Here is a 14,006-nt window from a genome sequence, read left to right as displayed (position 1 = left end):
GTTTTGCCGGGTTTGTGTCGGGGTCTGATGCGGCAGCGTTGAATGGCCTCATGCAGCTGATGTCGCCGACCGATTCGATGTTTCTGATCGCAGAGAGCCGGGAGCACCCTTTCCACGTCGGCGGCCTCGCGCTCTATGAACCTCCGGCTGGTGCGAACCGAGAATTCGTGCGGGAGCTGTACGAGCAGATGCTGTCCCAGACCGAGGTCGAGCCGGTGTTCCGTAAGCACCCGGCGACCATTCTGGGCGGTATCGCCAACGTCGGCTGGACCTACGACAACGACGTCGATCTCGACTACCACCTACGCCGCTCGGGCCTGCCGTCGCCGGGCCGGGTCCGCGATCTGCTCGAGCTGACCTCACGCCTGCACGGCAGCCTGCTCGACCGGCACCGGCCGCTGTGGGAGGCCCACCTGATCGAGGGGCTGGCCGACGGCCGGTTCGCGGTGTACACGAAGATGCACCATTCGCTGATCGACGGGGTGTCGGCGCTCAAGCTGTTGATGCGCACGTTGTCGGAGGATCCGGATGACACCGAGGTGCGGGTGCCGTGGGCGCTGCCGCGCCGGAAACGCCCACACCAGAGTTCGTCGATCATGCGCACCGTCGGTGATGCGGCCGGCGCTGTCGCGGGGCTGGCGCCGTCGACGCTGCGGCTGGCTCGTGCGGCGCTGCTGGAGCAACAGCTCACGTTGCCGTTCGCGGCTCCCAAGACCATGTTCAACGTCAAGATCGGCGGTGCCCGCCGGGTCGCGGCGCAGTCGTGGCCGCTGGAGCGGTTCAAGCGGATTTCCGCGGCCGCCGGTTTCACGGTCAACGATGTGGTGCTCGCGGTGTGTGCCGGTGCGTTGCGTGCCTACCTGCTCGAGCAGGACGCGCTGCCGGACGAGTCGCTGATCGCGATGGTGCCGGTGAGCCTGCGCGCCGAGCACGAGGCCGACGCCGGAGGCAACCTCGTGGGCTCGGTCCTGTGCAATTTGGGTACCGACCTGGACGATCCGGCGGATCGGCTCAACGTCGTCGGCGAGTCGATGCGGGGCAACAAGAAGGTGTTCTCCGAACTGCCCCGGATCCAGGCCCTGGCCTTGTCCGCGATGATGATCGCCCCGCTCGGCCTGGCCGCGGTGCCCGGTTTCGTCGGCGCCACCTCCCCGCCGTTCAACCTCGTCATCTCCAATGTGCCCGGACCGCGACAACCGTTGTACTGGAAGGGCGCTCGCCTGGACGGTAATTATCCGCTGTCGATCGCGCTGGACGGGCAGGCCATGAACATCACGCTGGCCAACAATGCCGACAACCTCGATTTCGGGCTGGTCGGGTGCCGTCGCAGCGTGCCGCATCTGCAGCGGATGCTCAGCCATCTGGAGGACTCTCTCAAGGCGCTGGAGGTCGCCTCCGGGGTCTGATCCAAAAGGTGTAATGGGTAGACCAAATAGTGATCTTCACGCAAAATGGTCGGCGTGGCGGATGACGGCGGTGCCTACCTCGGCAGGATGCGGATTCTCGATGCCAAGCCGGTGAACCTCGACGGGTTCAGCACGCCGAACCCGGATCTGGGTCTGGTGGCGATGCGCAGTCCGCACGATCCGGAACCCTCGCTGGTGCTGCGGGACGGCCAGGTCATCGAGATGGACGGCAAGGCCGCCGCCGATTTCGACGTGATCGACGAGTTCATCGCCCGCTACGGCCTTGACCTGAACGTCGCGGCCGAGGCCATGTCGATGTCCGACGTCGAGCTGGCCCGCAAGACCGTCGACCTCAACGTTCCCCGCGCCGAGGTGGTCCGGCTGATCGGCGGCACCACGCCGGCCAAGCTCGCACGGGTCATCGCGGTGCTGACGCCGGTCGAGATCCAGGTGGCCATGGCGAAGATGCGGGCCCGACGCACCCCGAGCAACCAGGCCCACGTCACCAACCAGCTGGACGATCCGATGCTGATCGCCGCCGACGCGGCCGGCGCGGTGGCCTACGGTTTCCGTGAGGTCGAGACGACGGTTCCGGTGCTGGGCGACGCGCCGTCGAATGCCGTTGCGCTGCTGATCGGTTCGCAGGTGGGGACGCCGGGCGCGATGGCGCAGTGCGCGATCGAGGAGGCGCTTGAGCTGCGGCTCGGTATGCGCGGGCTGACCAGCTATGCCGAGACCATTTCCATCTACGGCACCGAGCAGGTGTTCGTCGACGGCGATGACACCCCGTTCTCCAAGGCGATCCTGACAAGTGCCTATGCGTCACGCGGTTTGAAGATGCGGGTCACCAGTGGCGGCGGGGCCGAGGTGCTCATGGGTGCGGCCGAGAAATGCTCGATCCTGTACCTGGAATCGCGCTGCGTGTCGCTGGCCCGGGCGCTCGGCTCCCAGGGCGTGCAGAACGGCGGTATCGACGGGGTGGGTGTGGTGGCCTCGGTGCCCGAGGGCATGAAGGAGTTGCTCGCCGAGAACCTGATGGTGATGATGCGCGATCTGGAGTCGTGCGCGGGCAATGACAACCTGATCTCCGAATCCGACATCCGCCGCAGCGCGCACACCCTGCCCGTCCTGCTGGCCGGTGCCGATTTCATCTTCTCCGGGTTCGGCTCGATCCCGCGCTACGACAACGCGTTCGCGCTGTCCAACTTCAATTCCGACGATATGGACGATTTCCTGGTCCTGCAACGGGATTGGGGAGCCGACGGCGGTTTGCGCACGGTGTCGCCCGAGCACCTCGCCGCAGTCCGGCGGCGGGCCGCGACGGCCGTGCAGGCGGTCTACCGGGATCTCGGCCTGGCCGATTTCGACGACAGCCACATCGAGGAAGTGGTGGTCGCCAACGGGTCGCGCGATCTGCCGCCCGGCGATCCCAAGGCTGTGGCGGAAGCGGCCAACGCCATCGAGGCCAAGCAGCTCACGGTGTTCGACGTGGTGGCGTCGCTGAAGCGCACCGGGTACGACGAGGAGGCCGGGGCCATCATGCGGCTGACGGCCGAGCGCCTGCGTGGTGACCAGTTGCAGACCTCGGCGATCTTCGACGAGCAGTTCCGGGTGCTGTCCAAGATCACCGATCCGAACGACTACGCCGGTCCCGCAACCGGTTACACGCCGAGCGATGCGCGCCGGGCCGAGATCGACAACATCCGTCAGCAGCGCACCGGCGGTGAGCTCACCGCCGACCAGGTCGAGCACGCAGGCCACATCACCGTCACCGATCTCGAACCCGCCCGTCAGGGCAGCGATCCGCGGGAGGTGTGCATCGGGTTGTCGCCCGCACTGGGGCGCAGCGTGTGGCTGAGCCTGTGCGGCCTGCCGATCGGTGAGGTGATCCGTCAACTTTCCGCCGGGCTGGAGGAGGAGGGCTGCGTGCCGCGGTTCGTCCGGGTTCGCTCGACCATCGACGTCGGCCTGATCGGCCTGACGGCGGCCAAACTGTCCGGGTCGGGGATCGGAATCGGCTTGCAGGGCAAGGGTACTGCCCTCATCCATCGCAGAGATCTGGCACCGCTGGCCAACCTGGAGCTGTTCAGCGTGGCCCCGTTGTTGACGGCGAGGAACTATCGCGAGCTGGGCCGCAACGCGGCCCGGCACGCCAAGGGCATGGCCCCGGTGCCGATCCTGACCGGAGGTACCGACGAGTCGATCTCGGCGCGCTACCACGCCCGCGCGGTGGCACTCGTCGCGCTGGAGCGTGAGGCCAGCGAGCCGGGCCGGGCACCCGTCACGGTGGAGGTGGCCCGGGCATGAGCGACAAGTCAGCCCAGAAGTTTTCGGTAGACGCGGCCGTCGACGGCAAGCTGGATCTGTCGGATCTGCGGATGGACCCGGCGACCCTGGCACACCAGGCGGTGGTCGCAGAGGAGAACGGCAACCCCCAACTCGCCGAGAACTTCCTGCGCGCAGCCGAGTTGGCGACGATCGACGATGAAGAGGTGATGGGCCTGTACGAGGCTCTGCGTCCGCACCGCTCCACCGCCGCCGAACTCGACGCGCTGCAGGCGTCGCTGGAGACCCGAGGCGCCGCGCGCTGCGCGGAACTGGTGCGCCAAGCCGCGACGGTATATGCCCGCCGGGGCTTGTTGCGGTGACGGTGCCCAATCGCCGGCCCGAACACATTGTCGCCGGGATCGACGTGGGCAACCACACCACCGAGATCGTCCTGGCCCGGATCCTCGACGGCGAGGTGCAACCACTGAGCCACGGGCAGGCACCGACCCGGGGCCGCAAGGGATCCCGGGAATCGCTGGACGGAGCGGCCGCGCTGCTGCGCCGCATCGAGGTCGACGCGCAGATCCACGCCGACGAGCTGGTGCTCTCGGCGATCCGCCCGGTCGACACCGAGACCGCTCCGCTGGCGCCGGCACCGTCGCCGCGCTCACCTGTACGCAGCCTGCGCAGGCCGGACGCGAGCACTCCTGCCGGTACGGGGTACGCGGTCGGCCGGCACGTGCCGCTGGGTGCGTTGACCGGCGCGCTCGACGACGGCCCGGTGATCGTCTCGGTTGACGGGGACACCGATTTCGAGGTCGCCGCGGCGGCCATCACCGCCGCGGTGGCGCGCGGCTGGACCATCGCGGGTGTGCTGGCCGCTCAGGACGATGCGGTGTTGATCCGCAACCGGATCCCGCTCGACGTCCCCGTGGTCGACGAGGTGATGCTCGACGGGTTGACGCCCGGGGTGCTGGTCGCGGTCGAGGTGGTGGCCGAGGGGCGCGCCTACCGGGCGCTGGCCGATCCGATCGCCCTGTGCGCGGCACTGCAGCTGGGCCATGAGCGGATCCACGACGTGGCCGAATTCACCAGGGAGCTCTCGGATTCCCCGGCGATCGCGGTGACGGCACGCACCGAGCCACCGGAACCACCCGCGGTGGACGACGACTACGTCGAATTCAGGATCGACGGAGCACTGGCCAGATACTCACCCGCACAGGCGCACGCCATCCTGCGGCGTGAGCTGCCGGGCAGTGTGGTGCGGATCCGGTTGCGCTCCATGGCGACCGCCGATCACGAGATGGAGGTGGACGATGCCTTTTTCACCGATTTGACCGCACTCGACAGCGGCACGTGGTTGCGCCGTGGCGTGGCCGATGCCAGGGGCACGGTGGTGGCCCTGCTGGCGGCCGACCATGTCGAGGATGCCGCGGCGACGCTCGCCGAGCTCACCGGTCGTCCGGCCCGTACCATCGCCACCGAACCTGAAGCGGCCGCCCGTGGCGCGCGCACCACGCCTGGCCTGCCGCCGGATTCGGTGGTGTGCGATATCGGCGGTGGCACCATCGATCTGATCGGTACGGACCGTGCCGTCACGGCGGCGGGCGCGGGTGAGAGCATCACCGTCGCTGTCGCCCGGATGCTCAACATCCCTCGCGCACTGGCCGAGCGGGTCAAACGCACCCCGGCGATCCGGGTGGAAGGCCCGCACGTGGCCCATGAGGAGGACGGGCGGCGCCTGTTCCTGGATTCACCCGCCCCGGCCGACGCGATCGGCCGGCTGTGCACCCGTGGCACAGCCGGATTGGTGCCGTTCTCCACCAAGCTGGCGGCCGAGGAATGGCGCAGCCTGCGGTTGGCGATCAAGCAGGAGACCGTGGCGGCCAACATCGCCCGGTGCCTGGCCGCGTTCGAGAAGCCCCCTACCGCGTTGGTGCTTGCCGGTGGCGGGGCGCTGGATGACGAACTGCTGCGGACTGTCGGTGAATCGTTGCGCCCCAGCGGAGTTGTGGTGGGGCGAGCCAACATCGACGGGGTTCATGGCCCCCGCTTCGCGGTGGCGTCAGGACTGGTGCATCTGTGCGCCACCGCCTCGCGGAGCTGAGTGCGGCCTCAGAACGGAAGTTCCACACTGCCATTCGTGGTGTAGACCTCGTCATGGTTGGAATCGACGTAGCCCTGCGGATAGGGGAGATACGGATTGGTTCCGTAGGGGACCAGGGGATCGGTGCCCGTCATCGGGCTGTTGTTGGCGGCGGCCGCGATGGCCGGATGCGAACCGGTGTCAGCGGCGGCGATCGGGGCCATGGCGACTGCCCCGCCGATCGCGACGGCGGCGAGTGCGGTGGCGGCGAACTTCATCGGGTTCTTCATGGTGGTCTCCTCGGTGCCGGTCGCCCTTGCTGGCGATGAATAAATCCTGTCGCTCCGGCACTCTGGTGTCGTCGCTGCTGACACCCATCTCATAGGTAGGGCTACCCGGTAGCCCGCAGGAAGTCTCCCGAGATCTTCACCGCGGGCGTCGAGGAGTCACCGCCCACCACCAGGGTGGCGAAGGCGATGTCACCGGCGATACCGGCGAACCACCCGTGCGAGTGCGTGTTGTCGCCGAATTCCGCCGTTCCGGTTTTGCCGCCGAGGTCGGGGATATCGCTCAATTGGCTTGCGGTGCCCTCGGTCACGGTCTTGCGCATCATGTCCCGCAGCGCCCCGGTGACAGCGGTGGGCAGTGTCTCCGAGGGGGTATCGGCGGTCACCTTGTCGCCATCCACCAGGTTCGGCAGGACGGTCGAGCCGTGCGCCAGGCTGGCCTCGGCGACCGCGAGTCCGAACGGGCTCACTGTCACGGTGCCCTGGCCGATACCGTTCTCCACCCGCTGCGCGGCGCTGTCGGCGTTGGGAACCCGACCGGTCACCGTGGTCAGCCCCGGGATGGTGAAGTCGACCCCGATGCCGAATGCGCGGGCAGTCTTGGTCAGCGCGTCGGCGGGCAGCTTGTCGGACAGCGCCGCCATGCTGGTGTTGCACGAGTGGGAGAACGCCGCCGTCAACGGCACCGTGCCGAGGTCGAAGTCGTCGTCGTTGGGAATGGTGCGGTTCTCGATGGTCAACCGGCCGGGGCAGGCCACCGGGGTCTCCGGGGTCGCCAGGTTGGCTTCCAGCGCGGCAGCGGTGGTGATGGTCTTGAACGTCGACCCCGGCGGATAGAGGCCTGAAAAGGCAATGGCGCCTTGTGGATCCGCAGCGGTGTTCTGCGCCGCGGCCAGGATGCCGCCGGTGGAGCCGGACAGAGCGACCACCACGGCGGGCCGCGCCTCCTGGGCGACGGCCTGCTGGGCGCGCAGTTGCAGGCGCAGGTCCAGCGTGGTGCGCATCGGGTCGGTCGGCGCGGGTGGTTGCGCGGCCAGCCGTTGTGCGGGCGCGCCGTCCCCGTCGACCAGATATACCGACCACCCGGCGGCTTTGGTGATCCGGTCGTGCCACAGCTGGGCCAAGCCGGCGATGGCTGGTGAGGACAGCTGGCGGTCGGTCGTCAGCAGGTCACCCTGCTCGGCCACCGTGACCCCCGGAACCTGGGTCAGTTGGTCGCGCACCGACGTGAGGTCGTCTTCGCGCAGCTTCATCACCGTCACCCGATCATCGGAGTTCGACGCGAACTGTGCGCCGATGGATTCCGCGGTGGTGGTCGGATCGAAGGGTGCCAGGAGCGCGGCGAGCGGGGCGGCCGAATCCAGGTGGGCGCGATCCAGGGAGATCACACCCACGGTCTGCCACGTCATCAACGGCTGGCCGGTCCGGTCCAGTACCGGGGTCTGTAGGTCGCTGTCGGTGCTGTACTGAAACCTCAAGCCGTCGCGCAGGTCTCGGTGCAACAGTGTCGGCGTCCACGAGATACGCCAGTCGTCACCGGACTTGGTCGCGGTGCCGACGACGTCGTAGGCGAAATCATGACCCTCACCCCAGGACCACTCGTATTTCAGGGTCGCGCCGGCATCGTTGCCGTCCTCGGGAGCGGCACTGACCTTGACCGCGGCGGCATCGCCCATGCCGTCGAACATCGAGGTGATTGCCGGTTCGGCCGCAGCGGGGTCGGTGGTCTGCTCGGCCGCGCCGTGAGCATCTTTGCGCTGCAAGGCATCGGCGAATGCGGCGAAGCGGTCAGCGGGGTCCGGGGAGGACGAACATCCCACGAGCGGGAAGAACAGGCACAGCAGCAAGAACCAGGCGCGCCGTTGAGTCATGCTCCCAGCATGACATCAGTACCTAGGCAGCCCGGTCCGCGTCCGATTCGGTCTTCGGCTTGGCCTCGTGCTTCGGCCTGGGATGGGGCTTCAGCGAGTTCCTGACGTTCTTCGCGAGATCGGACACGGAGTTGCGCACGTCGTCGCGCCGGTGCGCGGGCAGGCGCTTGACCGGCTTCTCGGGAACGCCGGCCTCAGCGTCCGGTTCGGCTTTGGGCCGAGCGACGGGGATGTCGTTCTTCGCCGCGTTGCGATCTGTGGGCTCAGACGTCGTGGAAGGCGTTGTGGTAGAGGACGACCCGTTCCTGAAATTATCGGCGCCTTCCTGCAGGGCGCCCGGCAGCGCCTTGACGGTGTCGATGACGCGTTGAGGCGGGGTGATCAAGGAGAAGCGGGTCGGCGTGGCGGGATCGGAGTAGTCCCGGTCGGTGTAACCCATGTCGACGCCGAGCTTCAGCGTCGGCTCGATCGCGCCGAGAATCGGCTCGGTGAAAGCCGTGGCGTTGAGGGCCGTCGAGAAGTCACGCACGGGCTGCAGCAGTGGCAGGTGCTCGGTCTTGACCAGGATGTAGGTGTCGGTGCCGACCGGTTTCACGATGATCGTGTCCGGATCGTTGAGGTCGGCGGCGTCGGGCGTCGGATCACCGTGCAGATAGGCGAATCCCGCGACGGCATTGGCCAGCGACAACGGGTTGGCGTACGCCGGGAAGTCGCCCACCGGGTCGTATTCGACGGTGATGAAGGTCTGGTTGTAGGTCGTGGGCGCGGCTGCCCCGGTGCTGGTGAAACCGAGGAGACCGAGCGGACCCATATTCGGGAAGCGCGCATAGATGCCGCCGTTGGGAACCGTCGGGGCCGCGATGTACACGAATTCGATGTTTCCGCCGGGGTCGTCGACTGTCCCGGCATTGAGTTCGCGCTTGTAGTTCTCGGCGACGAGGGTGCCCTCGGAGTAGCTGACGATGTAGACCGTCCCGTCCGGGCCGACCTGTGTGCGCGCTACGGCGACCGTGTCGATCAACGGCTGGCGTCCGTCGGCCACACTCGTGTCGATCGGCAAGGTGGCCGAGTACTGGACGGCCTTGAACTGGTGGTCGGTGACGTCGACGAACTCGCCGCCATACGGCACGTACGCGCCGCTGAACTTGTCCTGGATCCGGTCGCTGGTGGGGTTCTTCGCCCCGCCCACCCCCACCACGGCACCGTCGCCCGGCAGGGTGGCCGCGAGCGCGTCGGCGACCTGTCCGAAGGTGAGGACCGCCGTCATGCCGGCGGTGGCGCCGGCCACCACGGCAGCGGATGAACGTGCGCGCTTACGGTGACTGGCCACTGGGCTCCTCGGCGTCGTGCGGGTCAAGACGACTGAGAACGGAGTGTGGGCCCGGGTCAGTCCGGGCCCACACTATGTCAGTCGTTTGCTAGATGTAGGGGATTCTGTCAAGGGCAGGCGACTTCGAGTTCGAATGACTTGGTGACGGGGTTCATCCCGTCAACCCCGGTCGCGTCGCCCTTGATCGTGTACTTGTTGCCGTCTTTGGTGGCTTCGGCGCTGCCGCCGGGGACGCCGGGAGTGTAGCCGAGGCTGACGCCGTCGATGTTGCCCAGTGCCACTGCCGTGACCGACGGCTTGTCGCCCTCGCTGAGCGTGGCGCTCACTGCGCTCATGCCCTGACCGACGGTCAGGCTGACATTGCCCGCGACCGTGGCGCACACGACCGTGCCCTCGACCTTGTGCTCCGTGCCGTCGATGACAACCCGGGCGGTGCCCGCGCCGGTGGTCGCCGTCGTGTCGCCTGAGGCGACCGAGGTTGTCGCCGACGCCGATGCCGTGGCTGTCGTGTCGCTGGAGGTTTCTTTCTTGTCGCTCGACGAACAGCCGGACAGGCCTGCGACGATGATCGCGGCGCCGCCGACGGCTACCAGGAACTCACGCTTCACCAGTGCTCCTCACGATTGTGCAGCCCGCCATCAGTGGCGGGCTGTCAGGCAGAAGTATGGAGTTTGCGCAGGTCGTGGGCGTGCGTTTGGGTGAATTGTTTGTCGATAGGGCGGGGCGGTCGTAAGTTCGAGGACATGCGGACGCTGCGCACGCCCGAAGACCGCTTCGGCGATCTTCCTGAATTTCCTTATCCACCAGAGTATTCCGATATCGATGACGCGGAGGGTGGTCGATTGCGGGTGGCCTGGGTGCAGGCCGGGCCACCGGAGGCGGATCCGGTGCTGTTGTTGCATGGGGAACCATCGTGGTCGTTTCTCTATCGCCGGATGATCCCCGTTCTGGTCGCCGCGGGACATCGGGTCGTTTGCCCAGACCTGGTCGGCTTCGGCCGGTCGGACAAGCCCACCCGCATCGAGGACCACAGTTATGAGCGGCATGTCGAATGGATGAGGGTGCTGGCCTTCGACGTGCTGGACCTACGTCGGGTGACCTTGGTCTGTCAGGACTGGGGCGGCCTGATCGGGCTGCGGTTGGCCGCCGAACACCCTGACCGGTTCGCCGGCGTCGTCGTCGCCAACACCGGGCTGCCCACCGGAGACATCCCGATGCCCGAAATCTGGTGGCAGTTCCGCACCGCGATCCAAAATCTGCCCACGATCGACGTCGGGCGGTTCGTGGCATCGGGATGTCGGCGGCCGGTGAGCGACGAGGTCCGGGCCGCCTATGACGCCCCGTTCCCCGACGACTCGTACTGTGCGGGTCCGCGGGCGATGCCGGGCCTGGTGCCCACGTCGCCCGACGACCCGGCTTCGGCCGCCAACCGATCGGCATGGAAGGTGTTGGCGGCCGGCGAAACTCCGATGCTGGTGGCATTCAGTGACGGTGATCCGATCACCGGGGGCATGGCACCCATTTTCAAGCGGGAGATGCGCGGCGCGCAGGGCATCGACCATCCCGTGATCCGGGATGCCGGTCATTTCCTGCAGGAGGACGCCGGCGAGGAACTCGCTGGGGCGGTAGTCGAGTTCCTCGCCGGCGGTCTACGCCCGAGCTAGGTCTGCTGTCGTCGCCCTATGGGCAGGTGACGGCGATGTCGAACGGCATGTCCACCGGCGCGGCCGGCTGGTTGGGGTCGATGCCCATGCCGGTACCGGTGACGGTGTAACCCTTGCCGTCGCGCGCTGCCACCACCGGTACACCCGACAGGCCGGCGAGATAGGTGAGCGAGGAGCCCTCGCCGTTCACGTCGCCGATCTTCACCGACTGCACCGTCGGGGAGGCGCCCTCGGTCAGCACCACGGAGGCCGGCATCTTGGCCTCGATGCTGATGGTGGTCAGCCCGTCCTTGGTCTCGCAGCTGACGTTGGTGACGGGACCGGCATCGTTGGGGCCGAAGGTCACCCGGCCCTGGCCGGTTTTCCCTGAGGATTCCGAGTCCTGCGACGAGCATCCGGCGACTGCGGCCAGAAACACAGCGCATCCGGTGGCGATGACGATTGGGCGGCTCTTGACCAAATTCACGTCCGCAGTATGGTCGCGTCCGCCCCCGTGACGGAAATCGGACGCGCATCCGGTTGAATACCTGGTGTGGACCAGCCCTATTTCACCGTGGAGGCCGAGTTGCCCGGCCGACTCGGCCGGGTCGGGACCATCCATACACCGCACGGCGACATCCAGACCCCGGCGTTCATCGCGGTCGGGACAGCGGCCACGGTGAAATCGGTGCTTCCCGAGGCCATGAAACAGGTTGGCGCCCAAGCGATCCTGGCCAACGCCTACCACCTGTACCTGCAACCCGGCCCGGACATCGTGGCCGAGGCCGGCGGGCTCGGGGCATTCATGAACTGGCCTGGCCCGACGTTCACCGACAGCGGCGGATTCCAGGTCATGTCGCTGGGCGTCGGGTTCAAGAAGGTCCTGGCCATGGATACCGAGCGGCTGCAGACCGACGACATCATCGCCAAGGGCAAGGAGCGGCTGGCCGTCGTGGACGACGACGGTGTCACCTTCCGCTCGCATCTCGACGGCTCGAAACACCGATTCACCCCAGAGGTGTCGATCGGTATCCAGAACCAGCTCGGCGCCGACATCATCTTCGCGTTCGATGAGCTCACCACCCTGGTCAACACCCGCGCCTATCAGGAAAGCTCGGTGGAGCGCACCCATGAGTGGGCGGTGCGGTGCCTGGCCGAGCACCACCGCCTGCAGGGCCTGTCGCCGGAGCGGCCCCGGCAGGCGTTGTTCGGGGTGGTGCAGGGCGCTCAGTACGAGGATCTTCGCCGCCAGGCAGCGAGCGGGCTGGCCCGGATCGGCGATGAGGCCGGGCCCGCCGAGGGGCTCAGCTTCGACGGCTACGGCATCGGCGGTGCGCTGGAGAAGCAGAATCTGGCGACCATCGTGGGCTGGGTCAGCAGTGAGCTGCCCGCCGACAAGCCGCGCCACCTGCTGGGCATCAGTGAGCCCGACGACCTGTTCGACGCGGTGGCCGCCGGAGCCGACACCTTCGACTGTGTGTCGCCGTCGCGGGTGGCGCGCAACGCCGCGGTGTACTCGGCGACCGGGCGGTTCAACATCACCGGCGCCCGGTACAAGCGGGATTTCACCCCGATCGACGCCGAATGCGATTGCTACACCTGCGCCAACTACTCCCGCGCCTATATCCGGCACCTGTTCAAGGCCAAGGAGATGTTGTCGGCGACCCTGTGCACCATCCACAACGAGCGCTTCGTGATCCGGCTGGTCGATCAGATCCGGGCCTCGATCGTCGCCGGCGAGTTCGACGAGCTGCGGGCGCATGTGCTGGGGCGGTATTACGGGGTGCGCGACGAGCGCGTGCGCGAAGCGCCACAAGTCTGAACTCGGCCGCTCCGGCCGCCGGCGGTGAGCAGCATTGCCAGCGCGATCGCGACGGCGGTGAGGGCGGCGGTAGCCGGCCAACCGAGCCATCCGACGGCGGCTGCGCCGAATGCGGTACCCAGGCTGCCTCCCACGAAGTACACCACCATGTAGGCGCTGTTGAACCGCGCCGGCGCGGCGGGGTCGATCGCCAGAACCGTGCTCTGGTTGGCCACCTGGGCCGCGAAGAGTCCGGCATCGAACATGGCGAGGCCGGCGACGGTGACCACGGGATTCGACAGACCTGCGGCGAGGGCGATCACGCTGAGGGTGGCGACGAGCAGGCCGACCAACATGACACGGCGCGCGCCTGCACGGTCGGTCCACACACCCGCGATGCGCGTGGCGACGATGCCCAGCAGACCGGCAAGCGCGTAGAGGCCGATCCGCTCTGCCGAATACGAATACGGCGGTTGGGCCAGTGCGACGGCCAGGCCTGCCCACACCGCGCAGAACGCGAAGAACCAGAGGGCGCCCCGTACCGCGGCAATGCGCAACGAGGGAAAGCGCCGGTACAGGCCGGGCAGACCGCGCAGCGTCGCCAGATATCCGTTCGTGGACACACCGGCGGTGCCGGGCAGCGTCCGTAGTGCCACCAGTGCGGTGACGGCGCATGCCAGCGCGAACACGAGCAGGCCGCCCCGCCATCCGACCATGTCTGTCAGCCGGCCCCCGACGATTCGGCCCGCGATGATCCCGGCCGAGATACCCGCCGTGACAATGCCCAGCGCAGTCGCCCGACGTCCGTCGGGGACGAAGCGCGCGCTGATCGAACTCAACTGCGCACCGACGGTGGAACAGGCGCCGATGATGCCGACCGTGAGCCCCAACATCCACAGGCTGCCCGCGGCGGCGTTGGCGGCCAAGGCCGCGGCCAGGGCGAAGAACTGCGCGCCCAGCAGGTAGTTCGGTGGGAATCGGTCGACGAGCGGCACCAGTAGCGCGAGCCCCAGCAGATAGCCGACGGGACCGCATGCCAGCGCGACACCGACCTGTGCGACCGAGATGTCAAGGCTGTCAGCGACTTCGGATATCGCCGGCTGTAGCGGGTAGATGGCGGCGGTGCCGAGGGCTGCGGCAATCGCCATGAACCACACGGTGATTCGCTGTAGACCGGGCTGTGATGTCATGTCGGCGACGTTATGGGTGTGGGCGAGCCGATGCTGGCGGAAATCGGACCGCGTGGCCGCGATGGTTGACCATGACCGCAGGGGGGGACTTAACTTGCAATTTGTAAGTTGGGCGCATTGAGGG

The 14,006-nt window shown here is 67.7% G+C and carries 12 protein-coding genes; 6 read left to right on the top strand and 6 right to left on the bottom strand.

Going from position 1 to position 14,006, the window contains the following annotated elements; translation table 11 throughout:
• Positions 1–50: 50 nt before the first annotated feature.
• The 4 genes from H977_RS0114685 (at position 51) to H977_RS0114670 (ending at position 5,781) form a co-directional block, all read left to right on the top strand.
• Positions 51–1,406, top strand: a complete 1,356-nt coding sequence (locus H977_RS0114685) for a WS/DGAT/MGAT family O-acyltransferase (protein ID WP_029108568.1) — start codon at positions 51–53, stop codon at positions 1,404–1,406.
• A gap of 87 nt (positions 1,407–1,493) precedes the next feature.
• The gene (locus tag H977_RS0114680; protein WP_036476089.1) at positions 1,494–3,713 is read left to right on the top strand and encodes a propanediol/glycerol family dehydratase large subunit; all 2,220 of its coding nucleotides are present in this window, start codon (positions 1,494–1,496) and stop codon (positions 3,711–3,713) included.
• Positions 3,710–4,054 carry a diol dehydratase small subunit gene (locus tag H977_RS0114675; RefSeq protein WP_029108566.1) on the top strand — a complete coding sequence of 115 codons (345 nt, stop codon included), beginning with the start codon at positions 3,710–3,712 and terminating at the stop codon, positions 4,052–4,054. Before H977_RS0114680 ends, H977_RS0114675 begins: the two co-directional genes overlap by 4 nt.
• Positions 4,051–5,781, top strand: a complete 1,731-nt coding sequence (locus tag H977_RS0114670; protein ID WP_231395951.1) for a diol dehydratase reactivase ATPase-like domain-containing protein — start codon at positions 4,051–4,053, stop codon at positions 5,779–5,781. The genes H977_RS0114675 and H977_RS0114670 overlap by 4 nt, the downstream gene beginning before the upstream one ends.
• A gap of 8 nt (positions 5,782–5,789) precedes the next feature.
• On the opposite strand, the gene H977_RS0114665 is transcribed toward H977_RS0114670, so the two are convergent.
• The 4 genes from H977_RS0114665 to H977_RS0114650 all read right to left on the bottom strand — a co-directional run bounded on the left by H977_RS0114665 (position 5,790) and on the right by H977_RS0114650 (position 9,856).
• Positions 5,790–6,050, bottom strand: coding sequence for a hypothetical protein (locus tag H977_RS0114665; protein ID WP_029108564.1), 261 nt, complete (start codon positions 6,048–6,050; stop codon positions 5,790–5,792).
• Positions 6,051–6,151: 101 nt separating this feature from the next.
• Positions 6,152–7,918 carry a penicillin-binding transpeptidase domain-containing protein gene (locus H977_RS0114660; RefSeq protein ID WP_029108563.1) on the bottom strand — a complete coding sequence of 589 codons (1,767 nt, stop codon included), beginning with the start codon at positions 7,916–7,918 and terminating at the stop codon, positions 6,152–6,154.
• Between the two features lie 22 nt (positions 7,919–7,940).
• Positions 7,941–9,248 carry a PE-PPE domain-containing protein gene (locus tag H977_RS33200; protein ID WP_155946646.1) on the bottom strand — a complete coding sequence of 436 codons (1,308 nt, stop codon included), beginning with the start codon at positions 9,246–9,248 and terminating at the stop codon, positions 7,941–7,943.
• A gap of 107 nt (positions 9,249–9,355) precedes the next feature.
• On the bottom strand, positions 9,356–9,856 hold the full coding sequence (locus H977_RS0114650; RefSeq protein ID WP_029108562.1) for a lipoprotein LpqH: 501 nt from the start codon (positions 9,854–9,856) through the stop codon (positions 9,356–9,358).
• Between the two features lie 135 nt (positions 9,857–9,991).
• Here H977_RS0114650 and H977_RS0114645 point away from each other — a divergent pair, with 135 nt between their 5' ends.
• Positions 9,992–10,912, top strand: a complete 921-nt coding sequence (locus H977_RS0114645) for a haloalkane dehalogenase (RefSeq protein ID WP_029108561.1) — start codon at positions 9,992–9,994, stop codon at positions 10,910–10,912.
• A gap of 16 nt (positions 10,913–10,928) precedes the next feature.
• Here the strand turns inward: H977_RS0114645 and H977_RS0114640 are convergent, their stop codons facing one another.
• Entirely contained in the window at positions 10,929–11,378 is a 450-nt protein-coding gene (locus H977_RS0114640) for a lipoprotein LpqH (protein WP_029108560.1), read from the bottom strand.
• A gap of 66 nt (positions 11,379–11,444) precedes the next feature.
• On the opposite strand from H977_RS0114640, the gene tgt reads away from it, so the two are divergent.
• The gene (gene tgt, locus H977_RS0114635; RefSeq protein WP_029108559.1) at positions 11,445–12,713 is read left to right on the top strand and encodes a tRNA guanosine(34) transglycosylase Tgt; all 1,269 of its coding nucleotides are present in this window, start codon (positions 11,445–11,447) and stop codon (positions 12,711–12,713) included.
• On the opposite strand, the gene H977_RS0114630 is transcribed toward tgt, so the two are convergent.
• Positions 12,668–13,882, bottom strand: a complete 1,215-nt coding sequence (locus tag H977_RS0114630) for an MFS transporter (protein ID WP_029108558.1) — start codon at positions 13,880–13,882, stop codon at positions 12,668–12,670. The two genes, tgt and H977_RS0114630, sit on opposite strands and share 46 nt — an antisense overlap.
• Between the last annotated feature and the right edge of the window lie 124 nt (positions 13,883–14,006).

It is taken from the genome of Mycobacterium sp. URHD0025 (assembly GCF_000426065.1).
Classification (GTDB): Bacteria; Actinomycetota; Actinomycetes; order Mycobacteriales; family Mycobacteriaceae; genus Mycobacterium.
This window is presented reverse-complemented; position numbering and strand designations above follow the sequence as displayed.

What these genes read in the sequence shown, in the direction of transcription:
- H977_RS0114685 (WP_029108568.1), top strand. Translation starts at nt 51, where the DNA reads ATGCAGCTGATGTCGCCGACCGATTCGATGTTTCTGATCGCAGAGAGC.
- H977_RS0114680 (WP_036476089.1), top strand. Translation starts at nt 1,494, where the DNA reads ATGCGGATTCTCGATGCCAAGCCGGTGAACCTCGACGGGTTCAGCACG.
- H977_RS0114675 (WP_029108566.1), top strand. Translation starts at nt 3,710, where the DNA reads ATGAGCGACAAGTCAGCCCAGAAGTTTTCGGTAGACGCGGCCGTCGAC.
- H977_RS0114665 (WP_029108564.1), bottom strand. Translation starts at nt 6,050, where the DNA reads ATGAAGAACCCGATGAAGTTCGCCGCCACCGCACTCGCCGCCGTCGCG.
- H977_RS0114660 (WP_029108563.1), bottom strand. Translation starts at nt 7,918, where the DNA reads ATGACTCAACGGCGCGCCTGGTTCTTGCTGCTGTGCCTGTTCTTCCCG.
- H977_RS0114645 (WP_029108561.1), top strand. Translation starts at nt 9,992, where the DNA reads ATGCGGACGCTGCGCACGCCCGAAGACCGCTTCGGCGATCTTCCTGAA.
- H977_RS0114630 (WP_029108558.1), bottom strand. Translation starts at nt 13,882, where the DNA reads ATGACATCACAGCCCGGTCTACAGCGAATCACCGTGTGGTTCATGGCG.